This window comes from Paeniglutamicibacter antarcticus (assembly GCF_039544305.1).
Taxonomy (GTDB): Bacteria; Actinomycetota; Actinomycetes; order Actinomycetales; family Micrococcaceae; genus Paeniglutamicibacter; species Paeniglutamicibacter antarcticus_C.
Genome location: NZ_BAABLK010000088.1, coordinates 15,599 through 39,525 on the forward strand (window position 1 = coordinate 15,599; position 23,927 = coordinate 39,525).

The following is a 23,927-nucleotide window of genomic DNA, read 5'->3' on the forward strand; positions in this document are numbered from 1 at the left end:
GCCCGCCAAGTCTTCCGTCAGCCGAGCAAGAAGGGCCCCGGGCAGCATTTTTCAAAAAGAATTCTCAAACAACCCCTTGATACGTGGCGTGGCTCACATAGTATGTGCCTTGGAAAGGTCGGCCCGATGCTCTCACGGGTTTCCTTCCCTCATCACCCTCACCGTAATTCAAGGAGAATAATGACTACCCCAAGTCGTCACAGTCTCACGCGGATGATAGTGGCATCAGCTTCGGGCATCGCCCTGGCCGTCACCATGTCCGTGCCATCCCTGGCCGCCCCTCCCAAGATCGAACCCTCGCCGGGGTCCCAGTCGCCCTCACTTGGAGGGCTTGCCCCCAAGGCAATGAAGAACCTGAAGGTCTCGGGACCCTTGTCCTCGGCCGAGGGCGAAGTCTCCGTCTATGTGCAATTCGAGGGCAAGGGCGCCTTCGAAGCAACGCAGCCCGAGGGGGCCAAGGAAGCCCGCGGCAGGTCCGTCAAGAACCCCGACAAGGTCAAGAAGATCCGTGCGGACATCAAGGCCAAGGGAAATTCAGCAGCCAAGACGGCAAAGGCAGATGTCATCTACACGACAACCAACACGCTGCCGGGCGTGGCACTACGCGGCGACGCCGAGGCCCTGCGTGCCCTGTCCACGCGCAAAGACGTCAAGAAAATCACCGCAATCGTCCCTAAGTCCCGGGACAACAAGGGATCCGACGTAGACACCCGTGCACTCAACGCGTGGAACACCTTGAGCCAGACCGGCGAAGGGGTCACCATCGCGGTGCTGGACACCGGAATCGACTACACCCACGCCGGCTTCGGAGGCCCGGGCACGGTGGAGGCATACAAGAAGGCGCAGGCTTCCAAGGAACTGCCTTCCAAGCCCTCCGGGCTGTACGACCCGGACAAGTTCATCGGTGGTTGGGACCTCGTCGGCGACGACTACAACGCCGATCCGAGCGCACCTGACTACCAACCGGTTCCCAAGCCTGATTCCAACCCCCTTGACTGCCAGGCTGCCGGCCACGGTTCCCACGTCTCGGGCACCGCGGCCGGGTACGGGGTCAAAGCCGACGGCACCACGTTCAACGGCGACTACACCAAGCTCTCCGCCGACAAGGTCGGTTCCATGCTCATCGGCCCGGGCAGCGCCCCGGAAGCCGCATTGGTCGGTATCCGCGTCTTTGGCTGCGGCGGTTCCTCCTCCGTAGTCGGGCAGGCCCTGGATTACGTCCTTGACCCGAACAACGACGGCAACTTCGATGACCGGGCCCAAATCGTTAACATGTCTCTGGGCTCGGACCACTCCCCGGTCGAAGATCCGGAAAACGACATCGTCGATGCACTCACCAAGCTCGGGATCCTCTCCGTCGTGGCCTCCGGCAACGCCGGGGACGTCACCGACGTCGGGGGTTCCCCGGGCAACGCCCGCTCGTCACTGACAGTGGCCAACTCCGTGGGTTCCAAGGTCACCCTCGACGGCATCAAGGTCAACGCCCCCGCGGATGTCGCAGGAATCGCTGCCGGACAGTACTCGGCCAACTTCGATTACACCAGCGCCGATCCGTCGCAGCTCACCGGTGACGTCGTGATGGCCCCAGCCGCAAACGCCTTTGGCTGTGACGCTTTTGATCCCGGCTCCTTGGCCGGCAAGTGGGTCTGGCTGCAGTGGAGCGAAAACCTCGAGTTCCCCTGTGGCTCGGGCACACGCTTCAACAACGCCGAGGCCGCCGGAGCAACCGGTGTCATCCTTGACTCCGAGGTAGCTGTCTTTCAAGCCGGGATCGCCGGCAACGCAACGATCCCCGGAGCCCAGTTCACCAAGGCCTACTCCGATAAGCTGCGTCCCGCTGCGGAAGACGGCACCCTGAACGTCACCCTGGATCCTGCCCTGGTGGGTACCGCCTCGGCCAAGTCCGGGCTGGGGAACACATTGAACTCCTCATCCTCGCGCGGTGTCCACGGCTCGGAAGGCATCGTCAAGCCCGATGTCGCGGCCCCAGGCACGCTCATCGGTTCGGTTGGCGTCGGCACGGGCAACGGCCCGGCAGTCATGTCCGGCACCTCCATGGCAACCCCGCACACCGCGGGCATTGCCGCCTTGGTGGCAGGCAGTGGAAACTACACAGCACTGCAGGTCAAGGCCCTGGTGATGAACACCGCCACGGTGGACATCCTGGCAGCCAACGGGAAGGCCTACGGGCCCAACCGCGTTGGTTCAGGACGGGTGATCGCCGATGCGGCAATCAAATCCCCCGTCTACGCCTATGCCACCGCCGATCCGTCGCTGGTCTCAGTGGTGTTCGGCGTCATTGAAGTGGACAAGAAAAAGTACAAGGCCACCAAGTCCATCACCGTGGTCAACAAGTCCAAGAAAACCCAGTCCTACAAGCTGAAGTACGTTCCTTCAACGCAAATCCCGGGTGCAAGCTATAGCTTGAGCCAAAAGAAGGTCACGCTCAAGGCAGGCAAGAGCGCCAAGGTCAAGGTGACGCTCAACGTCGATGCGCGCACGTACGCAAAGACGATCGATCCGACGATGGAGCGCGAACAGCTTGGCCTGCCGCGTGCATGGGTCGCGGATGTCTCGGGCCGGGTGGAGCTGAGCAGTCCCAAGGCCCCGACGTTGCGCGTACCTGTCCATGCTGCACCGAAGCTGGTTGCCGACATGAGCGCAAAGAAAGTCAAGTTCCCCAAGCGCTCCAGCACCGGAACCATTGAGCTACGTGGCAAGGACATCCGTGCGGGCTTCCAGGACACCCAAGTGGTTTCACTGGTCTCGGCCTTCGAGCACGGTGCTGCTTCATCCCGCCTACCCAAGAGCGCCGATGAAGTGCCCGGCGCACGCTCCATGGACCTGCAGCACGTCGGTGCTGCTTCCACCGTTCCCACCACCGGCGCGGCGGATGGAATGCTGAACTTCGGTATCAGCACCTGGGGCAACTGGGCGCATCTGGCCGGTGGTACCGAGGTCGACATCGAAATCGACGTCGACCGCGACGGTGTGGCGGATTTCGTCACCTTCAACACCAACGTCGATGAGTTGGACGCCGACCTGTCAGCCACCTACGACCTGCGGACATCCGAGCAAGTGGATCTGCAGTTGCTCAACGGGGTCGGCGGAGACGTCGATTCCAACACCTTCGACACCAACGTCGCAGGATTCCCGGTCACCTTGGAAGCCCTGGGGCTGACGGATTCAAGCGGTCCGATTTCCTACCGTGTCATGACCTACTCGCAGTACAACACCGACGAGTCCGGTGCCAATGTACCGGTGGATAAGACCAAGTGGATCGATTTCAACGCCATCACCCCGAAGATCTCCTTCGAAGGCGCTGGGACGGTATTTGGCGATCTGGACCGGAGCACGTTGGGCACCACGCTCTCCAAGGGCACCACGAACGCGAAGGCGCTGCTGCTGCACTTGCATAACGCCTCCGGCGACCGCGCCCAGGTCTTGAACGTGAAACTGGACAAGAAGAAGCGGAGGTAGTGCCGGCCCCGAACGGTGTTTGAAGCATCAACGGCGCGGCTCGGAGGACAGCGGTGAAGCATTTTTCACCGCACGTCCTTCGGTCCGCGCCGCTTCGGTGTGCCGGGCGGAGGCCTGGCCAAGCGGTTGGCGGCAGTGTTTCGGAGCCATGGAGCAAAGACGCAGGCACCTCTGGTGCTAGTTGTCCTTGGCCCGGAGAACGTGGAGCGCTGCGGAGTCAATGATTCGGGCGAAAGCTGGGTCCTCGCTCGCCTTGGCATGCAGGGCCTTGGCAATGCCCGGCACTTTCGCCGCGTCAACGCAGAGCATCATCGTTCCGCCGGCCTCAAAGAAATTCAGTGCCCTGGTGCCATAAGCCCAGGGGTCCAGCTGGACGGCATCGCACATGTCGTCAGAGACGACGATTCCGTCGAACCCCAGATCTTCGCGGAGCATCCCGCGCATGATGGTCGAGGAGAACGGAGCAATGTTCTTGGCATCGATCTTGGAGTAGTACGCGTTTGAGACCATGATCCAATCGTTGCCTGCAGCAATTCCGTCCTTGAAGGGCCTAAGTGCGGCATCGTTCCTGGTGGTCTTGGTATCCGTGACGTTCTTTGCAGTGTCGGTGTTTTTGGTGACACGTCCAAGTCCGGGGAAATGCTTGATCACCGGGTCCACGCCTGCGGCATGCATGCCGTCGGAAAATGCCAGGGATGCTGCGGAGACCGTTTGGGGATCGTATCCGTATTCTCGTTTCCAGTACCCGATGGGTGCGTTGGAGGGAGCGAAGGTAGCCGAGGGGACGGTGTCCGCTACCGGTGCAAGGTTGACGTTGATCCCGGTCTTGGCCAGTTCCTTGCCCCATCCAGTGGCTCGCTCACGCAGCGTTGCCGTGGCCCACCCGCCTTGGGTCAGTGCCGCAGGCAAGGTTGAGAAGCCTGCTCCTTTCAGGACCTGGACGGAGCCGCCCTCTTGGTCGGTAGCGACGAATGCCTTGACATCCACTGACAACGACTTGGCGATGACCGACTCGATCCCCTTGACGACGGACTTAGTTGCCGCTGTCCCGCCCCTGCTCCTGCCCTTGAGAAAGAAGTTTCCCAGCTCGTGGGTGGCGATGGTCGAGCGGTCGGCTGCACTGCTGCCGGTTGCAGGAACGCCGATCATGAGGACCTGGCCGATTTTTTCCTTCAGCGTCATGACATCCAGGATCTTTTCGGCTGCATCCTGCGACACCGCCGGAGTTGGTGTACCACTGGCTTCTTGTCTCGGTTCCATCGATTGCGCCGGTTCCGAGGTGTGCGGAGAAGTTTCTGGCGTACCCGGAGTGATTGACGGTGTGCTCCGGGCACTGTTCGATGTCGACTGGCCTGTGCTTGTGGCGCACCCCGTCAAGACCATGGCGGGAAGAACCAGCAGTGGAAGGACCCTTCGACCCAAGAAAGTCCTTGCTCGCAAATGATCCATGGTGCGCGTTCCCCCTTTCTCCGTCCACATTCAGCGTGCCAGATAAACCCCCGGCGGCCAGCATCGTGGGCCAAAAACCTTATCCAGTCGCCGCCTGTTATTGTTTTCGGCCCTGGTTGAGACCGGATCCACCCAAGCTTCTCTCCTTTTCGGAGTCGTGGGGAGATACGGCTTCCGGAATCCGTCTTCGATGCCGCTCCGGATGCCTGGTCCAAGAAGCTAAGCTCGCACGATCGGTATGTCGGCCCACTCCGTTGTGAATTTCGGTGACGAAAATTCTCGTTTCATGGACCAGTCTGGTTCCACGGCCAATCCCCCGGAGCCGAGCCCAATGGACTTGTTCCCGAATCTTGCCTTGACCGCACCCAAGACATCCCCGACGTGCGTTTCGGCCCCGCCTTCGTCAAAGACCCCCAACATTGCCTGGCCCGCCTCAGGCTGCAACCCGGAAAGCACCACCCCTCCCCGGACATACGATGCCCCCTGGTGCATGATTTCACGCATGGCGGCGACAGCCAGTCGGGCCAGCAGGATCGGGTCCTGTGTGGGTGAGGGCAACTTGATCGTGAGCGATGGAAACGAGGCTTCGCCCGAAGAAAAGCGGTTGGTTCCTGCGGTGACGGTGAGCAGTGTTGCCCAAAGCCCGTCGGAGAGCAGCCTGGCCGCCCCGCGTTGGGCATAGACGGACATGACCTCGACCATGCCCTCGATGGTAGTCACGGGGCTGGAAAAGGACCGCGAGTACATGATCTGTTGCTTGTCTGCACGTTCCTCGTTGTGCGGGATGCATGCGATCGAGTTCAGTTCCAGGACCGTACGTTGGAGCACCACGGAAAATCTTTTGCGAATCTCCGTCGCGTCGGCGGCCTTGAGGTCGGCGATGGTCGAGACACCCATGCCCGCGAGCTTCGTCCCGGTACGGGCCCCGACGCCCCACAGATCCGTCACTGGAACCCTTGATTGGATGCGTTCAACTAGTTGCGGATCCATCGAGTCCATCGAGCACACCCCGTCCAAGTGGGCATTGCGCTTGGCTACATGGTTGGCGAACTTGGCCAACGTCTTGGTCGGCGCAACTCCCACGCACACCGGGACCCCGACGTTCAGTGCCACTGCCTTACGGATCCGGGAAGCCAGCTCTCCGAGCTGCTCGGGATTTCCTTGTACCCCGAGGAAGGATTCGTCGATGGAGTAGACCTCTTGCCAGGTGCCAAACCGCGAGAGCACCTCCATGACCCGCGCACTCATGTCCCCGTACAATTCGTAGTTGCTTGAGCGCACGACCATGCCATGGCTCTGCCCGAACTGCTTGACTTGAAAAAAGGGTGCACCGGTAGTGATCCCCAGGTCCTTGGCTTCCTGCGAGCGTGCAACCACGCACCCGTCATTGTTGGATAGCACGACGACCGGCCTGCCATCGAGGCTTGGATCAAAGACCCGCTCACAGGAGACATAGAAGTTGTTGACGTCGACAAGCGCGATCCGCTCAGCCAAGGTGCCACCTGACCTTGTCTTGCATGCCTGCACCGGGAAGCGTTTTCAGCATCCTCTGTTTGGCGGATCGAAAGACGTGCGAGCGCAAACCATCATCGGGGTTGCCTGCGACGGCATTTCGCGAGGTGAGCCCAGCAGGCACTAAACGTGGTGCAGGCACCGCGTGACAACTCCCCAAATAGTGGTCGCCTCGGTCAACGGTTCTGACTGCTCGACCGGTTCCTCATCACTGGACAGAACCATGGCACCGCTGTGGGACATGAGCCTGCGAATGACCAGCTCCCCTGCATGGACGGCAATGACAACGGAGCCGTCGCGCGGGGAAAGCGCCCTGTCCACGACGATTTCGTCGCCATGGCTTATTCCCGAAGATGCCATGGAATTACCTGTCACCCGCATGAGGAACGTGGAGGTCCGGTCTTGAATCAGCAACCGGTTCAGGTCGATCCCGCCGGTGTAGTAGTCCCGCGCCGGAGAGGGGAATCCCACGGCCTCAACAGCGCCGACCGGCCCGTGGGATCCGGGCTTGGGAAGGGGTTGCCGAGGTAGGTCCATACCAAACATTGGCCCCGCCATTCATAGAACGTAGATTCGACTTCCGAGTCTACCAGCGGCAATAGCGACCGCAGGGACGGTTACGGCTTTTCAGTGGCACCCTCTTCATGCGTCAACTTTTCCGGGGTGCCAACCGAGGCTTCGGTAGCACCGGGAGCGCTGCCGGTTCGGCGCACGGCAAGGCGAAGCCACCAGAACAGCAGCAGCATGCCTACCAGTGTCGTCCAAGCCCACGATGGGACGTATGCATCTATCTGCCGACCCAAGTTATCCACCGTTGCAATCAGGCCCGACGGCAGAAGTTCAGGCACCGTGGCCAAGCCATTGGTGAAGATCATGATCCAGCCCACGAGCACGGTGAGCGCACCCATCACCAGCGAGGTCGTGTGAAACCACAGCCTGCCCACACGGAACCGCCGTCCCCTCATCCAGCTCACCGAGCTATGCCCGAGCCTGCGGATCAGTAAAGCAATGAGGATGACCGGCAGCACCATCCCCACGCCGTACAGGGCCAATAGCGTCCCTCCACGGGTCGGGCTTGCGGAGGTTAGTGCCAGGGTGAGGATCGCGCCCAGGACCGGGCCCGTGCAGAAACCCGCAATTCCGGAAACAGCCCCCAGCGCAAAGGTGCCGGCCAACGACCCGGCCACGGGGCGGGGTTTTCCGGGAATGAACCGGGAGAAATCAACTCCGCCGCCAAAGGCCGTGAGCAATCCCAGGGCAATAAGCAACCATCCTGCTCCGTTGAGCAAAACCCCGCGATCGATCGTGAAGGTTCCACCCAACCAACCGAGGCCAAGTCCGAGCGGGACCAGGGTGATCAGCAAGCCACCCAGGAACACGGAGCCCAAGCTCAAGAGCCTGGCGCGTGATGTAGCGATATTGGCAAGAAATGCCGGGAGTAACAGGGCGTTGCACGGGCTAAAGACCCCAAGCATTCCGCCAAACAAGGCATAGGCGAAGCCGATTTCCATGCTGGTCCGCCCGACCCCTATTGGGCCAGTTCCTCGTCAATGGCCTGGATGAAGACATCCAGTGGCTGGGCACCGATGATCGGGCGCCCGTTGACGATAAAGGTCGGTGTGCCGGTGACCCCCAAGGAGCTGGCTTCATCGTGGTTCTTCTGCACCAGGGCAGCAGTGTCCGCGTGTGCCGCATCGGCGGTGAACTGCTCTGCGTCCACGCCGATCCGTTCAGCCAGCTTCTCGATGCCCTTGGCGGAGAAATCGGCGTCCTTGGCCGTTTTACCGTCTGCAAAAATCGCGTCATGGAATGCCTGGAATTTGCCTTGCTTGCCGGCGGCAACGCCAAGCTCGGCGCTTTGGCGTGAGTTTTCGCCGAAGAACATGATGTCCCGGTATTCAATACGCAGCTCACCGGTATCCACGTATTTTTCCAGGATCGTCGGCAGCGACTCGGCAGCCCACTTGGCGCAGTAACCACATTGGTAGTCCGAGTAGATCACCATGTCGACCGGCGCATCAAGCTCTCCGACGGCCGTGGGGTCGTTGGCGTCGCGTCGTTCCACGTCGACCCGTTGCTGGGTCTCAGCGGGCGCGTCAGTGCCTTGGCTTGGGGCCGCTTGGGTCACTGCGGCCGCGGGTGCGGGTTCACCCGGGGCCGCAATCTGCATGCCAATGACAATGCCGAGGCCCAGGGCCACCGGAATCGGGAGGATCCAAAACCACGGCAGCTTTGATCTGGCAGGTGTTGCGGGTGTTTCCGACATAGAACGAGAAACCGATTTCTTTCAAGGCCCGCCATGGCTTCCGCTTAATTGCACGCCGACCATGGTTGCCTGGGCAGGGCACTCATTGCGGAAGAAGGGCTTGGGGCATTCCTATGTAAAACGTATCGAAACGCGATCCGCAACGCGAATCCTGGGAAGGAAATTTCGAAAGAGCATGGCCTTGCTACGCATTTTCCCGCAGCACGTTCTTTTGGACCTTGCCGGTCGAGGTCCGCGGAAGGTCCTCCGGGAAATGGATGGCCTTGGGCACCTTGAACCCCGCCAGCTGCTGTCGAGCATGCGCCGCCAATGCCTCCGAATCCAGGCTCGAACCGCTGGCGCGAATCACGTAGGCGACCGGGGTCTCGCCCCATTTCTCGTGCGGAACGCCGATGACCGCCACATCCAGCACCTCGGGGTGGCTGGCCAGTGCCTGCTCGACCTCGATGGTGGAGATGTTCTCACCGCCGGAAATAATAATGTCCTTGGCTCGGTCACGTAGCTGGATATACCCGTCCGGGTGCATGACCCCCAGGTCCCCGGTGTGGAACCATCCGCCGGCAAACGCCGTTGCCGTGGCCTCGTCGTCCTTGTAATAGCCGATCATGACATTGTTGCCGCGCAGGACAATCTCACCCATAGTTTCCCCGTCGGCGGGCACGTCGTTCATATCCATGTCAACGATGCGTGCGGATTCGGCTTGGATCATGCCTACACCCTGCCGCGAGACCTTCCTCGCCCGGGCCTCCGGCTCCAGCTGGTCCCACGAGTCTTGGTATTCGCAGATCGTAGAGGGACCGTAGACCTCGGTCAGGCCATAGACATGGACAACTTCGATACCGAGCTTTTGCAGCTTGGCGATGATCGCCGGTGAGGGCGGTGCTCCGGCGGTAGTGATCTTGATGCTTTCGGCCGGCGCGTGCGCGCGCGTCGCATCCGCAATGATCGAGCACACCGTTGGAGCCCCGCAGAGATGGGTGACGCCCAGATTCTCGATGGCATCCCAGACCGTGTCTGCGCGCACCCCGCGCAGGCACAGGTGTGTTCCACCGGTTGCGGTGACAGCCCAAGGCGTGCACCAGCCGTTGCAATGGAACATCGGCAGCGTCCACAGGTAACGGGTGTGTGCGTCAAAGCCTTGGTGGAACGCCTCGCCCAGGGAATTCAGGTAGCTGCCGCGGTGCGAGTACAGCACCCCCTTGGGCTTGCCCGTGGTTCCTGAGGTGTAGTTCAGCGTGATGGGTCCTCGTTCATCGGCGATTGCGTATCCAATATCCGTCGCGGGAACGCCAGCAATGAACTCGGCATAGGTGGAATCGACCTCAACATCGGCCCGGGCACCAGTGAACTCCGGATCCCGGATCTCGATCAATGCCTCAAGCGTCGGCATTTCTGCGCGCAGCGCTGCGGCGGCATCCAGCAGCTCGGAATCGGCGAAGAGCATCTTGGCTTCGGAGTGTTCAATGATGTAACCCAGTTCGCGGGCGGAAAGCCGGGTGTTGAGGGCCACCAGCACCCCGCCAGCCAGAGGAACCGCATAGTGTGCGAACAACATTTCAGGAATGTTCGGCGCCAGCACCGCAACCCGGTCCCCGGGGGCAATGCGTGTAGCCAGCGCTGCGGCAAATTGCTGGACCTCGGCACCGAACTGCGCGTAGCTATAGCTCCGTTGCCCGTGCACGATGGCTTCCTTGGACGGGTAGACCTCCACGGAACGTTGCAGGAAACGCAGAGGGGTCAGCTCCGCGTGGTTGGCCAGCGGTGTCAAAGTCATGGGGTCCTCGCTTAGGTTATCGACACATCTATCGGGCCATGGGCTTTCCGGCGCTGGCAGGCGCTCGGAGAAATCCTGTCGGCAAGGCGCGAAACTCATTACAGCCCTCATGTGACAACGGCAACATCTATCAGCTTCCAGACTAGGGCGTGGAATCGCGTTTCACAATATGGAACTTGGTACCGCGCGGTAACTTTGATCCCCCTGTCAGTCCTGCGTGGCCGCGTGCTGCGAAGACTCTTGGAACGCCCGAAAGTGCAGGTAGCGAACCCTCGGAACCAGTTCATCGACGGGCCCTTGGACGAAGAGGCCCGGAACGACCACTTCCGCCGGCAATGCGGCAACAGGCCCCCGTGCGGCGCCCCATTCGCCCTGCCAGGCCTCGAACATGGAGGCTGAGGCAACGTACACAATACGGCCGAGGCCCGCCCATCCATGGGCGGCGGCACACATGGGGCAGTGCTCCCCGGAGGTGTACACCGTCGAGCTCGCACGTTCCTGCGGGTCAAGGTTCGCCAACGCCCATTGAGCGATGGCTATTTCCGGGTGTGCCGTCGTATCCCCGCCGGCGACACGGTTTCTGTCTTCGAAAAGCACCTCTCCTTTTTCGTTGGCCAGAACGGATCCGAAGGGCTCGTCCTGGGCTTCCAAGGACTCTTCGGCCAGTTCAACGCAACGCCGCAAATGTTCCATGTCGCTAGGTGTCAGATCCATGGCACCATCATGCAACACAGCCGCGGTTCTCCCAAGAATGCTTCCTTATATCCCATTCCGACCACGCCCCATCTGTCGGCGGAATGCGCCCAAGCCATATTCGGCGTAGGCTCGTTGGGAGGGCGAAAGGTGAATAATGAGCCAATCCGAGTACTTTGAAGAGCAGCTGAGCAAGGTGGAGGACGATTCCGTCGCCGAACTCACGGCATTGTGTCGCAAGCTGGAAGACCAACAGCCCGGTTCCCGGGTTCCGCTCATCGATCCGGTGCACGACGTCGATGAAGCCCGAGTTATTTCCCTGCAAATCGCGCCGGGACCCGGAACGTCTTCGGGCTTCCTGTCCTTGCGCAACGACGATCCCACCGCGGCACGGCTTGCTGCAGTCTATGAGGCTGCAGGGTTGGAGCCGCGTTTTGGTATCCCGTGGAACGTGTTTCCGTGGGAGCTGCCCGAGGGCGGCACCAAGCTGACACCGGATCAGGTAAAAGCAGGTATCCGTCCGCTGAAGGAGCTCATGCGCATCGCGTACCGCACCTCGGCAATCGTTGCCCATGGAACCGAGGCCAAGCGCTTGGTACAGGCCTGGATCAAGGCCGGTGGCCAGCAGGTTATCAACCAGCGTGGCATCAAGATCTACGAGGTCCGCTCAACAGCTGACCGGGCGTTCCTGGGATCGGCCGAAAAGCAGCAGGCATGGTTCGATGAAATGGTTGCGGCCTACGTCGACGCCATGGCTCGTGCCGGATTGCGCCCGATGGTCAAATGAAGGTCCTGATCCTCGGTGCCGGGGACCTCGGCACCGAGACAGGCCTCCGTTTCATCGCGGCCGGGCACGACGTCACCGCGTGGCGTCGCAGGACCGAGCTTTTGCCTGGTTCGTTCACCACGCAACGCGTCGATCTTGGCGATGCCGCCAGTCCGTTGCCCGCTATCGATGCAGACACGGACTTCGTGGTTTTCACCCCCGCAGCTTCCGAACGCAGCGAAGAGGCCTACCGGCGCACTTACCTCACCGCCGCCACACGTGTCCTCGCTGCCCTTGAACGCGACCAGGTCGCTCCCCAGCGATTCCTGTTGGTTTCCTCCACCGCCGTATACGGAGATGCCGCAGGTGGCTGGGTTGACGAGTTGACCCCCGTTTCCCCGATCACACCAACGGCCCGGATTCTGGCTGAGACAGAAGACGTGGTCGTCGAACACGCGGACGCGCCCCTGGTCTTGCGACTGTCCGGTATCTACGGGCCCGGGCGGGACCGACTGATCACCCAGGTACGCAACGGGACGGCCCGCTCTTCGCGTGACAAGACCTGGACCAATCGGATCCACCGCGATGATGCCGCAGCCGCAATCGTGCACTTGTGCACCATGCAGCAACCTGCCCACGAGCTTTACCTCGGCGTCGACAACGAACCGGCGGATATGGCGGATGTCCAGCGTTTTATTGCCGACTCATTGAACCTGCCAGCGCCGGAAGCAGCCTCCGCGCCGGCTAATCGCTCCGCTGACAAGCGCGTATCCAATGCTCGCCTGCTGAAAACCGGCTTCAACTTCACCTACCCTAGCTACCGCGAAGGCTATGCAAGCGTGCTTGCCGGAGAGGGTGTACGCCACCCCTGATCCCGTCGGGCGCTCAGACTTGACTTTCGCGCCCCGGCGATATCTTCCAGGGGTGGAAAGCGACGGATCCAGTTCCTGAAGCATCTCCAGCTCGTCGCCGCTGGGCTTTCCCTGCGATGCATTCTTCGCCACCTTCAGCGCAACCAAGTCGCGCCGGAGAATACGAAAATTGCCGGCTCTGTGGCCCGTTTGGTCTGCCGGATCACCCATGGGAAGCTCCGCCAGCCCAGACCGGTGCTCCGTCGCCGGATCTTGAGCAGATATAGGAAGCATAAGTGAAAAGGCCGAACACCAGCAAGGCCACCAGCCCGTCCCCGATGGCCGATTCGGAGTCGCTGGTCCCGAGGCCATAGCCCCAAGACACCACGACCTCGGCGGCAAATACCAGCATCATGAACGGCACCAGTCCAAATTGAATCACCCGGTAGTTGCCGGAGTTTTTCCCCTGCGCGTTGCACTGGTTCTCGTTCAGGCCCTTGGGTGCCTCGCCCACGGACACATGGTTCCACGGCGATAGGCTTTCAAACGACGAGAATGCCCCCGGGTCGTCACGGAACTTTTGTTCCGTGACGACCCGGGGGCATCAAATCATTTCTCCTGATACGGCGCTAGAAGCCCTTGCGCAAGGCATTGAAGTGGCGAGCCACGGCAGGCTTTTCCTTGCCGAGGATTCCTGCGGCAATCATTTTGCCGCTCAGCGGGCCCAAGGCCACGCCCCACATGCCATGTCCGCCGCCAACGTGCACGCGCGGTGACTTGGTGGCTCCAACCAGCGGCAGCCCGTCGGCGGTGCATGGACGGCCACCAACCCATTCTTCCTTACGGTTCTCCCAGTTGATGCCTTTGTAAACCGGGGCGGCCGCGGCAACAATGGCCTCGATGCGCTTTGGCTCCAGCGGATGGTTCGCGTCGCGGAACTCCATGGTTCCGGCAATGCGGAAACGGTCACCGAGCGGCGTACCTGTCACCCGCTGGGACGGGAAGTAGATCGGGTGGGTCGGCATGACCTCAGGCTGCACGGTGAATGAGTATCCACGACCGGCCTGGACGACGACGTTCACGCCAAATTTCTTGGTCAGGTCGTTGAGCCAGGCACCGGTGGCCATGACCACGTGGTCCGCTGTGATCGCGCGACCTTCCGAACCAATGACGGTGACCGAGCTGCCGTTGTCGCGGACGTCGGTGACGTTGAATGACCCAACAATGTCTCCGCCGCGGGCCACAACGGATTCGCCCAACGATTCCATGTACTTCGGAGGGTTCAGGAAGCGCTGGTTTTTGATAGCCACGCCAGCCGCCACGTCGTCCGACAACGTTGGCTCGATGGTCCGCAGTTCGTCGCCGGTGAGCAGGTCATACTCGACGCTGCCACCGGTCTTGCGGATCATGTCGAACTCGGTGATGAGACCATCACGGTCCTTGAGCGACTTGAAACCGGTCAGGAACGGGTTTGCGGGCTTGGTCTTCTCTGCCACACCGGGTCCTGCGTTGGTGCCTTCGGCTATCTCGTCGAAGGCATCCAGACCGGTGGTACCGATCTCGGAGTAGATCCGCATGGCTTGCTGCCACTTCTTCGGGGTGCTGTGCCAGGTAAAGCCCAGCAGGAAGCGAAGCAGCTTGCCGTCGGCTTTCAACGGAATGTAAAGCGGGGACGCCGGGTCAAACATCATCTTCAGCCCGTTGGCGAAGATGGAAGGCTCCGCGATCGGCAGCGTCAGCGCAGGCGTCAACCAGCCGGCATTGCCCCACGAGGCGCCCGAGGCGACTCCGCCACGGTCAACGACAGTGACCTTGACACCCTCCTCCTGCAGGTACCACGCGGTGGACAAGCCGACGAACCCGGCTCCGACGATTACAACATGTTCAGGCGTCGTTGCGCTGGCCATGGTTCACACTCCGTTCAAGATTTTTCGAGCACTTGGCTTCAACTCTGGCGGGGAATGCGGTGCGAAGCAACGGCACTTCCCTTTTAGTCGGTGACGCAGACCACAATGGTGTGTTGTCTGTAAAAAATTCGGAAAAAGAAGTATTTTTCCGTTTTTCATACTCTCAGTGCTCAAGTGCACCACCTTCTGACCCGTTAGACACCAATTATTCTATGTTCATCCTCGATCAAAGACGTCCGGTGAATCGCTATCCACGCTGACACCCGGGTGAAGTCACCCGCCTGCACGAAGCCGTTTGCTTCCCTCGCTGGGAATTTCCAGGGCCGTTCCCACGGGAGCGCTGTGTTCGAGGAGCCGCAGAAACCCCAATGACACCTCCAGGGGGCCTTCCGGCCCAGCTCCCCAGGGCTTCTCGCCGGCCGTCGCTAAAGGAAGACCTCTCCACCGCAGCCACCGGTCACTTGGTTCGGGTTTCAGCCGGTGGCTCTCGTGGGGCAGTTCCGTGCCCCACGCGGGGGAGGCACCCTTTAGACTGAATTCATGTCTTCCGCCGTACCTGTGCTCACCTCAACCGCCTTTATCCTGGACCTCGTCGGGCCACTGAGCATGGACCGCGGAGCAGCATACGCAAGCCAAGGAAGGGTGCTGGATGTCAGTTGGGTCGCACCAATGGGCATCGTGCGCGCCAGCGTCCAAGGGTCCGGAGGCAAGGTCTATCGCACAGCCGTTCACTCCCAGGTCCGCCACGGCACGCTGATGCCACAACTCGGGATCTGCACCTGCCCCGTGGGATCGAACTGCAAACACGCGGCGGCCGCGCTACTGGCATACATGTGGGATGAAATAAATTACGAGGACCCCGACCAGCGTGCCCCGTGGGAGCGCACGTTGGACTCGTTGATAGGCGACGAAGATGCGTCTCGCCCCGAAGCCGGGGAACGCACCCTCGGAGTCCAGTTTGAGCTTCGTCCAAAGACCCCGCAGCGATACCATGCGGCCGCCATGCAAAAGATCAAGAGCGGGGATATTCCCCACACCTCCAAGTTGGAGTTGCTGCTGCGCCCGGTTCAACTCAATGACAAGAACCGCTGGGTCTCGGGCAACCTTGCCTGGCAACATTTCCGCTACACACGCACCGGGGGCATCCCGAAACTGCCCTTCGACCATGCGTACGATCCGGACCAAGTGGAGTGGTTCTGCACCTTGCTGCAGCTGAATTCCTTTGTCGCGTGGAACGGAACCCACCTTGCGGCCAGCGATTTCTTGACTCCGATGGTGTGGAAGCACTTGGAGCGGGCCCTTGCCCTTGGCATCGGGCTGCGCGGCCAGTCTGCTAAATCCACAGTTACAAGCCACGATGCCGTCACTGTGCGCACCGACATAGCCTCAGAGGGGAAGAAACTCCGGATACGGCCATCGGTCGATGTCTTGCCGCCGGATTTCGATAGCGACTTCATCGGCGCCGTTGCCGACCACGGCGTGTTCTGGTGGGACGCCACCGAGCACATGAAGCACGTGAACCTTCATCTGGCCCCGACGCGCACCAAACTCCACGGGCTGGTCACCGGAATGCTGAATACGGACAAAAAAATTCTTGTCCCGGCCAATGGCCGGGACAACTTTGAACAGGAATACCTTCCAAGGCTCGCCAAGACAGCGGAACTTTCGTCCGTGGACCATTCCATCGAGGTTCCTACCGCGATGGCCCCGAAAATGCTCTTGGGCATCAAGCACCTCATGACTAATTCTGGTTCGCAAGGAAACGGCAAGAGCGAGAAGGCCGGCACCCCCGGAATCGGATTGCATTGGGGCTACTCCTATGGAGATGCCACGGTCCCCCTGAGCCAGGCGCAGGGAAGCCCCGTCCTGCGGAACCCCAAGGCGGAGCTTGCGCTTCAGCGCGAAGCCGGTGCCGCCATGGTCAATTTTCCTGGTGCGTTCAGCACGGTGTTTGCCGATCCGCAGCATCGGGTAAAGGCAAACGACGCCGCCATTGTCTTGAGTGGCGTGGAGGCCGCACGGTTCACCACCGAGGCATTGCCCGCGTTGCAGACCATGGACAACCTCAAAATTACCATCGAGGGTGAACCGACGCAGTACGAGGAACTCACTGCGGACCCGCTCATCACCATTTCCGCCGAGAACACCGAAACCAACGACTGGTTCGACCTAGGCGTCGAGGTGCGGATCGACGGGAACAACGTCCCGTTCACCGAGCTTTTCCAGGCGTTGGCGAACGGGGATGAGCATTTGATGCTCCCGAATGGCAAGTACTTCGCCCTTGATCGCCCGGAATACGAACAGCTTCGCCGTCTCATTGAGGAAGCCCGTGCACTCTCGGATGCCTCAAGTGACGGAACCATCAAGATTTCCAAGCACCAGGCATCGCTTTGGGAAGACCTTAAGGACGTCGCCACGAATGTCGAAGCCAGCGCCGCATGGCGGTCCTCCACGGAAGGGCTAAGCAACATTCTCGAGGTAACCCATGCATCGCTGCCCACCAGCATCGATGCCACGTTGCGCCCGTACCAGCGCGAGGGCTTCGAATGGCTCTCGTTCCTCTACGACAATGGTCTCGGAGGAGTGCTCGCCGACGACATGGGTCTGGGCAAGACACTGCAGACCTTGGCATTGATTCAACATGTCAAGGACAACCACAACGACGCAGATGGCAAGATGCCTCCGTTCTTGGTCGTGGCGCCCACTTCCGTCGTATCCAACTGGACCGCTGAAACGGTCCGATTCGCACCCGATCTTCGCAGCATCTATATCACAGAGACAGTGCGCTGCGGTGGGGTCCCGATCAACGAGATTGCCGCCGAGGTGGACATCATCATCACCTCCTATGGGCTGTTCCGCATCGACCATGCCGAGTACACCGAGACCACGTTCTCCGGGCTAATCCTGGACGAGGCCCAATTCGTGAAGAATCCTGCCACCCAAGCCGCCAAGCAGGCCCGCGACTTCCCTTCCCCATTCAAGTTGGCCATCACTGGCACTCCCATGGAGAACAACCTTTCCGAGCTTTGGTCCATGTTTGCGATTGCTGCCCCGGGGCTGTTCCCCACGCTCAAGCGTTTCGAGGAGACCTATCGCAAGCCAATCGAGAAGGACGGCAACAACGAGGCACTGGTTCGGCTGCGGCGCAGGATCCGTCCGTTGATGCTGCGCCGTACCAAGGAGCTTGTCGCCACCGACTTGCCGGAGAAGCAGGAGCAGGTCCTGGAGCTCGAACTGGGACCTAAGCACCGCACCATTTACCAACGCCACCTACAGCGTGAACGGCAAAAAGTCCTGGGGATGCTCGAGGACATGGACAAGAACCGCTTCGCGGTGTTCTCATCACTCACCAAGTTGCGACAGCTTGCCCTGGATGCCTCGCTTATCGACGACGAGTACGCCTCGGTGCCCAGCAGCAAACTCGATTCCCTGTTGGAACAGCTCGAGGATCTGACCGCCGAGGGCCACAACGCCCTGGTATTCAGCCAGTTCACCTCTTTCCTGTCCAAAGCCAGCGACAGGCTGTCCGAGGCCGGGATCGAGCATGCATATCTCGATGGGTCTACCACCAAGCGGGCCAAGGTCATCGAATCCTTCACTTCGGGCAAGGTCAAGGTCTTCTTGATCTCCTTGAAAGCCGGAGGGTTCGGACTGAACCTAACCCAAGCCGACTACTGTTTTCTCATGGACCCGTGGTGGAACCCTGCCTCGGAGAACCAAGCCGTCGACCGAGCCCACCGTATCGGCCAAAAACGCAATGTCATGGTCTACCGCATGGTTTCCAAGAACACCATCGAGGAAAAGGTCATGGTGTTGAAAGAAAAGAAAGCCAAGCTTTTCACCGCGGTGCTCGATGACGATGCGGCATTTGCATCGGCCATCAGCGCCGATGACGTACGCTCGCTCTTCGCGGAGTAGGCGCCGCTGCCAAGCAGCACTGCTGCCGCAATATCCAGGATTTCAAGAAGCAGGAGGGCACGACACCAATATGTCTAAATCTGTCACCAACAAGGCGCGCGGCGGGCACCCCGGCCGTAATCCAAGCGCAGCGGCATCCAAATTCGAGAACCAGGTCCGCACGGCGATGCGGCCTTACACCGCCCAGCTTCGCGCGTTCTTCAACGAGCGCCATTCACCAACCGATTCGGAGGCCGGCATCGAAGGACTTGTCACCCTGTTGACCGTCCATGCCCGGCTGCGCGACAAGGTCGCGGTGTCTGAATTCGACCGCGACGCATTGGCTATCCAGTTCACGGACCTTCGATCCATCGGTGACGAAGTAGCAGTGGCTTGTGCCAGTATGCTGCGGGAGTTCATGCTCTTTCTGGCTGAAAGCGGTCGCTGGACCAGCTCGGTGGAAGAGTTCAAGTCGGTCTTTGACCTGCTTTCCGCCCAAGGCGGGGAGTCCCCCGTCGTCGTCCCCGAGCTTGACGAGACGAGCGCGGATGCGCGCTGGGCAAAGTTGCCCATGGTGGGCACTGCCCGGGCGCTGCTGGGATGGGTCGGATCCTGTCGCGAGGTCACGCCTGAGGGGCTAGTGCTCCAGAGTGACCTGGTCTCGGCAGCTGCCGCAGTTGGACTCGTGGTACTGCTTGATCCCGCGGTGGAAGCACCAACGGTGCATTGGGTTCCGGAGGCAGGCGCCACCATCGCAACGATGTCCCAACTTCCAAAGCTGGGCGCGTATTGGGATGCGCTGTTGCGCGCCGGGGCTCTGGTTATTCGTGACGAGAAGGTTACTCACAACCCAGTTGTGTCGGAGGCGCTCTTCGCGGATTCGGGATTCGGCGCCCGGGGCGCCAAGGACCTGGTTGCGGAGGGCATCTACACCCACATCCTGCTCAATGCCGTGGGCCCGAACGCCGACCACACCATTGTGCAGATGGCTGCCGCATTGCTGGCCAAGGCGGGGTCGGCGAATCCCCCGCCAACAGCCGTGGCTTTCTCGGTCCCCACACCCGGGGAGTTGAATCCCGAGCAGGCCCACTTACAACCGATGCTCGAAAGGACCGTGCCGGGTGCGGAAGCGCTACTGCGTGCAGTCGAGTCCGAGGGCATGGTGCGGATCGGCAAGCACATTCGCGTACCACGTGTGCTACGGGGTCCACTGGAACGTGCGCTGACCCGGGTCGCGGAGGAACTCCTGTCCTAGTTGGCGCACTAAAAGCCGTGGGGTGTCGGAGGCGCATGCATCTCCGACACCCCACGGCTTTTAGTGCCGTTACCAGCGTTTAGATACTGGTTGTTGCCACATCGCTATCTAGGCGCGGCAGCCTATCGAACCACGGGTTCTTGCCCGGCGTTCCAATATTGACGACCAAAAACGCGTGGTTGGCGGTACCCTCATTAATCACAGAGTCCATGCCGACAGGGTCGAAGCCGCCCATGGGCCCTGCGTGCAACCCTGCAGCACGAATAGCCATGATGAAGTATCCGGACTGCATCCAAGCGTTGTTCTTAGCGGTTTCGGCGCGAGCAGCAACATCTTCGTCGAAGTTCGCCTTGCGCTCGGGTGCGTGGGGGAAGAATAGCGGGAACTGCTCATGCCAGTCGGCGTCGTAGCTCAGCACAGCCAATGCCGGCGCACTCAGGGATTTCGCGCGGTTCCCTTCCAACATCTTGGAAACAACCGTTTCCCGGGCTTCGGCGCTCTTTACCCAGGTGATGCGCAATGGCTGGTTGTTCATCATCGTCGGGCCCATTTTCGTGAGCTCGTAGATGGCTTCCAGCGTCTCGTCCGATACTTTCTCGTCGGAGAACGTGTTCGCGGTACGGGCCTTGATGAATAGCCTGTCGGCCGTGTCTGCATCGATCGACAGCTGGTCGTAAACGGTTGTAGCGGCTTCGACGCTCATGTGGGGTGGTTCTCCTTGCGGCTCTACGTTGGGCTCCTACTAAAAGAGAACCGCGGTGGCCCCCTGCAGCATTCCCTCGTGGCCTATGAACCGCATCACCAATGAGCCTGAACCGTCACCAGGGTTAAACTACAGCACGCCCGACGATGCCGGTGGTTGCTACTCTTGGGGGAGGTAGCAACCTGGGTGACCTAGGAATATTCAATGTCAAATGCTCCTTGGGGGAAAGCATTTGGCGTAATTCCTGTGCTATGAACCAACTTGGGGGCTAGGTCCATAGGGTCGGGCGTCGTCTGGCGTGCTGGATGATGAGTCTTGGAAATGCCACTCGCAAAACATTCCCGGTTCCCACCGATCGACTTATTTATCGATGTATTTACTACTGTAACCACGAAGCAACCTGCTGCACATTAGACCTTTGGCCATACTTAGTGAGGTATCCTCACTATTAGCCCTGCCTATTTGCCCTGCGGGTATCTAGGAATCGTTGATCACAGTGGGGTCCGCGTCGATGGAACTATCCGCGTCGATGGAACTAGTTGGTAACTCCGCACGCACAACCCAATCGCCCCGGACATGCTTTGCGGATAGCGTCCCGCCGAACGCTGCCATACGGTCGGACATCCCGACGATCCCTGAACTAAGTCCACTGCGGCCACTGCCGTCACCCGCGCTGTTCCCTGGTAGCGCGTTGGCAACTTCAAGCCATACGCGGTCCCCAACCATGAGTGCCTCAATGCGGCATACAGCATGCTCTTGCGCGTGCTTTACGATGTTGGTGGTTGATTCCTGCAGCACCCGATACAGAGCCGCTTGCGCGGACTGCGGCAACCCAGCAAGCCTTGGGTCGGCAGTCGTTTTGGTTGGATGGCCAAGGTCGATCAGTCGTTCAGCAAAACTTTCAACGCCGATCAGGATCTCGAGGCTACTCGCGGCATTTCCGGCCGAGTCGATCAGAGATCCACCAACCTGCGTTGCCGGCCCGTCCGAACGCAGGACGTTGAGCATGACCCGCAGATCTTGCAGCGCTTCCTTTGCAGTGACACCAATGACTTTGAGCGCAGCCTGGGCAACGGCTGGGTCTCCTGAAAACCCTGCTGCCTGGGCTTGCATTGAAATCACCGTAATGTCGTGAGCGACGATATCGTGCAGATCCCGCGCGATCGCCTTTCTCTCGGCATCGACGGCCTCTTGCTGTTTGCGGCGTAGGACCTCGATGCGTCGCCGATCGGCGTCGCGTTGCTCCTGAAACTTTCGAACGAAGCGCGCCACTAAATATGCCATGACTATCAACGGCACGAGAATGATCAGGAAACCGACATCATAGGGCCGACGAACCCCGATTAGGATTGCCCATAGGCCGGTGACACAGAGGTATCTGAAGGCAAACTTGCGCGTTTCGACCAGTGATATTACGCCGACAAGGAGTGGGACCGCAAACAGGGCGACGAGATACACCCCAGTAAATGCAGTTAACATCATTGCCGCGACAGATACAATAACCGCGTACCTAGCCCGAACCCATAACAGCCCGACAGAAAGTGCATAGAGAGCGTTTACGCCTACTTCCTTGGCGCGCTTTTCGAACTCACTCGCGTCAGTTTCCGCAACCAAACTTATAATGTCGGTTACCAACAACAGGGCAACTACGCCGCTTGCAACGAGGCGAACCTTCCTCCCTAGAGTGGAGGAAGGTCTCTCGTAGACGACTTGATGGGTAGAACCGGTGGGACTCACCGTCTCATTCCCGTCCAATGAAGAACCCATCCCAAAAAGTCTAAAGTTCTATCTTCTGCATGCTGCTCCGAGGTAGCGGCATAGCCAATCGTTGAACGCATCCGAGGCGCCGGCAGGCGAGGCCACAGGGAAGGAGATGCTTTGGGCCACAGGACCCGCCAAAACTGCTGCCTGGGCTGGAACGGCGGCCGGCAGCAACAGGGCAGCAGACATGGTTATAGCGGCGAAAATACGAGTTTTACGAGTCATGATGCTAATTCTTGCACTTATCTTCGGAAGTCAACAGGTGGTTTCACAATGATTGTCGCCGCAGCGCCGTCTCGTCCCTGATTCTCCAAAAGATCACTAGACTCGAAACCGTGACTGAAATCCAAGTTCTTGTAGTTGATAACGAACCTCTCATGCGTCAAGCCCTTAAGATAATTCTTGAAGCAGCGCCAGGATTCCGATGGCTTGGAGAGGCGACCAATGGCATCGAAGCAGTGGACTTCTGCGCCGGCAACAACCCTGATGTTGTCCTCATGGACATGCAGATGCCTCGCATGGATGGCGTTGAAGCAACTGAAATCATCACCCGAAACTACCCGGGCATTGGAGTGCTGGCGATTACTGCGTTTTCGTCGGAGGAATACTTGGTCCCTGCCCTGCGCGCGGGAGCAGCCGGCTATTTAGTCAAGGATGCCGAACCCAAGGAAATCCTAGCCGCCATCCAAGCAGTTCAGGACGGAAGCGCAGCCATCTCCGCGTCGGTGTCACAGGATCTCATTCTAGCTATTCGTGATGCGCACGAGGTAAAGGCCAACAGCGCCATGGGAGAGAATCCCATAGCTTTGTCTGAGCGGGAGCACGAGGTCCTGCAATTGCTTGCCCATGGCAAAAACAATTCCGAGATGGCCGCAGAGATGCACGTCTCAGAAGCGACGGTCAAGGCACACCTGAGCCGCGTTCTGGCCAAGCTCGGGGTTCGTGACAGGGTCCAAGCCTTGATCCGGGGAGCTCAGTACGGCCTGGTCGAGCTTCACATGGACTAGCCCGCTGGTTTTGCTCAACACTTGGGGAACGGCGCCGTTCTTCGAGCGATGCCCGGCCCGCTCGTATCAGGGTCCTCTTCAGGTGACGGGATCTAACCGGAACTCTGGGAGCTTCCTTCTACAAAAACCGACTCTCGACGAATAGCAGCAGGCCTCAATACGTAGGGTACTTCTCGTGGAAATCCTCTGGCGCGCGCACTGTTCACCGTGGCCGATCAACATGGCTACATGATAGGACCATTCGTCTCTTCGCTGGCTACTCAAGGCTTCGGTTCCACCAGTGGTTCCGACGAGGATTCGGCATCACTGCCGGTCCCCACCAGTTGGCGCTAACCGCGCATCAGCATGTGAAGTGTTTGTTTGCCATCCAATGGAACGGCGAAAACACCTCACCAACAGCTGTGACCGAGATGCAGTTCGCACCCGATAGGCAGGACTAGCTGGTTTCTCCGGTGTCTTTCTGAGAAGCAGGCCCAAAAATTGTTGCTACAGAACCTTCCGGTGTTATGCGGGCACTGAGCTCGGGATGGTGCAGATCCAGTGCAGGGCGCTCGGAACGGATCCTAGGCACCGAGTGGAAGTTATGCCGCGGCGGCGGGCAGGAAG

General features: G+C 60.1%; 18 protein-coding genes. 6 read left to right on the forward strand and 12 right to left on the reverse strand.

Going from position 1 to position 23,927, the window contains the following annotated elements; translation table 11 throughout:
• Positions 1-180 precede the first annotated feature (180 nt).
• On the forward strand, positions 181-3,480 hold the full coding sequence (locus ABEA12_RS16340; RefSeq protein WP_210102048.1) for a S8 family serine peptidase: 3,300 nt from the start codon (positions 181-183) through the stop codon (positions 3,478-3,480).
• A 177-nt stretch (positions 3,481-3,657) separates the two neighbouring features.
• On the opposite strand, the gene ABEA12_RS16345 is transcribed toward ABEA12_RS16340, so the two are convergent.
• From ABEA12_RS16345 to ABEA12_RS16375, 7 genes are all read right to left on the reverse strand, one after another.
• Positions 3,658-4,740 carry a glycoside hydrolase family 3 N-terminal domain-containing protein gene (locus tag ABEA12_RS16345; protein WP_345468975.1) on the reverse strand — a complete coding sequence of 361 codons (1,083 nt, stop codon included), beginning with the start codon at positions 4,738-4,740 and terminating at the stop codon, positions 3,658-3,660.
• Positions 4,741-5,148: 408 nt separating this feature from the next.
• Positions 5,149-6,423: a Y-family DNA polymerase gene (locus ABEA12_RS16350; RefSeq protein WP_210102050.1), complete on the reverse strand. Its 1,275-nt coding sequence runs from the start codon at positions 6,421-6,423 to the stop codon at positions 5,149-5,151.
• Positions 6,424-6,564: 141 nt separating this feature from the next.
• Positions 6,565-6,987 (reverse strand): LexA family protein, encoded by a 423-nt coding sequence (locus ABEA12_RS16355; RefSeq protein WP_210102051.1) that lies wholly within the window; start codon positions 6,985-6,987, stop codon positions 6,565-6,567.
• Between the two features lie 71 nt (positions 6,988-7,058).
• A complete protein-coding gene (locus ABEA12_RS16360; RefSeq protein ID WP_210102052.1) occupies positions 7,059-7,952 on the reverse strand; it encodes a cytochrome c biogenesis CcdA family protein in 894 nt (297 codons plus the stop codon).
• 17 nt (positions 7,953-7,969) lie between these two features.
• Positions 7,970-8,707, reverse strand: a complete 738-nt coding sequence (locus ABEA12_RS16365) for a DsbA family protein (RefSeq protein ID WP_210102053.1) — start codon at positions 8,705-8,707, stop codon at positions 7,970-7,972.
• Between the two features lie 184 nt (positions 8,708-8,891).
• Positions 8,892-10,481, reverse strand: coding sequence for a long-chain-fatty-acid--CoA ligase (locus ABEA12_RS16370; protein WP_210102054.1), 1,590 nt, complete (start codon positions 10,479-10,481; stop codon positions 8,892-8,894).
• A gap of 207 nt (positions 10,482-10,688) precedes the next feature.
• On the reverse strand, positions 10,689-11,195 hold the full coding sequence (locus ABEA12_RS16375; RefSeq protein WP_210102055.1) for a nucleoside deaminase: 507 nt from the start codon (positions 11,193-11,195) through the stop codon (positions 10,689-10,691).
• A gap of 136 nt (positions 11,196-11,331) precedes the next feature.
• Here ABEA12_RS16375 and ABEA12_RS16380 point away from each other — a divergent pair, with 136 nt between their 5' ends.
• Both ABEA12_RS16380 and ABEA12_RS16385 read left to right on the forward strand, forming a co-directional pair.
• On the forward strand, positions 11,332-11,961 hold the full coding sequence (locus tag ABEA12_RS16380; protein ID WP_210102056.1) for a uracil-DNA glycosylase family protein: 630 nt from the start codon (positions 11,332-11,334) through the stop codon (positions 11,959-11,961).
• A complete protein-coding gene (locus ABEA12_RS16385) occupies positions 11,958-12,812 on the forward strand; it encodes an NAD-dependent epimerase/dehydratase family protein (protein ID WP_210102057.1) in 855 nt (284 codons plus the stop codon). Before ABEA12_RS16380 ends, ABEA12_RS16385 begins: the two co-directional genes overlap by 4 nt.
• A gap of 202 nt (positions 12,813-13,014) precedes the next feature.
• Here ABEA12_RS16385 and ABEA12_RS16390 read toward each other — a convergent pair whose 3' ends face one another.
• The gene (locus ABEA12_RS16390; protein WP_210102058.1) at positions 13,015-13,305 is read right to left on the reverse strand and encodes a hypothetical protein; all 291 of its coding nucleotides are present in this window, start codon (positions 13,303-13,305) and stop codon (positions 13,015-13,017) included.
• A 115-nt stretch (positions 13,306-13,420) separates the two neighbouring features.
• Complete coding sequence (locus tag ABEA12_RS16395; RefSeq protein ID WP_210102059.1) at positions 13,421-14,698, reverse strand: NAD(P)/FAD-dependent oxidoreductase; 1,278 nt, start codon at positions 14,696-14,698, stop codon at positions 13,421-13,423.
• Positions 14,699-15,238: 540 nt separating this feature from the next.
• Between ABEA12_RS16395 and ABEA12_RS16400 the strand changes: the two genes are divergently transcribed.
• Positions 15,239-18,616 carry a DEAD/DEAH box helicase gene (locus tag ABEA12_RS16400; RefSeq protein ID WP_210102060.1) on the forward strand — a complete coding sequence of 1,126 codons (3,378 nt, stop codon included), beginning with the start codon at positions 15,239-15,241 and terminating at the stop codon, positions 18,614-18,616.
• Positions 18,617-18,686: 70 nt separating this feature from the next.
• Positions 18,687-19,850 carry a hypothetical protein gene (locus ABEA12_RS16405; RefSeq protein WP_210102061.1) on the forward strand — a complete coding sequence of 388 codons (1,164 nt, stop codon included), beginning with the start codon at positions 18,687-18,689 and terminating at the stop codon, positions 19,848-19,850.
• Between the two features lie 79 nt (positions 19,851-19,929).
• Here the strand turns inward: ABEA12_RS16405 and ABEA12_RS16410 are convergent, their stop codons facing one another.
• The 3 genes from ABEA12_RS16410 to ABEA12_RS16420 form a co-directional block, all read right to left on the reverse strand.
• The gene (locus ABEA12_RS16410; protein WP_210102062.1) at positions 19,930-20,553 is read right to left on the reverse strand and encodes a malonic semialdehyde reductase; all 624 of its coding nucleotides are present in this window, start codon (positions 20,551-20,553) and stop codon (positions 19,930-19,932) included.
• A gap of 477 nt (positions 20,554-21,030) precedes the next feature.
• Complete coding sequence (locus ABEA12_RS16415; RefSeq protein ID WP_210102063.1) at positions 21,031-22,320, reverse strand: sensor histidine kinase; 1,290 nt, start codon at positions 22,318-22,320, stop codon at positions 21,031-21,033.
• 18 nt (positions 22,321-22,338) lie between these two features.
• Complete coding sequence (locus ABEA12_RS16420; RefSeq protein ID WP_210102064.1) at positions 22,339-22,539, reverse strand: hypothetical protein; 201 nt, start codon at positions 22,537-22,539, stop codon at positions 22,339-22,341.
• A 110-nt stretch (positions 22,540-22,649) separates the two neighbouring features.
• Between ABEA12_RS16420 and ABEA12_RS16425 the strand changes: the two genes are divergently transcribed.
• Positions 22,650-23,321 carry a response regulator gene (locus ABEA12_RS16425; protein WP_210102065.1) on the forward strand — a complete coding sequence of 224 codons (672 nt, stop codon included), beginning with the start codon at positions 22,650-22,652 and terminating at the stop codon, positions 23,319-23,321.
• Positions 23,322-23,927: the final 606 nt, after the last annotated feature.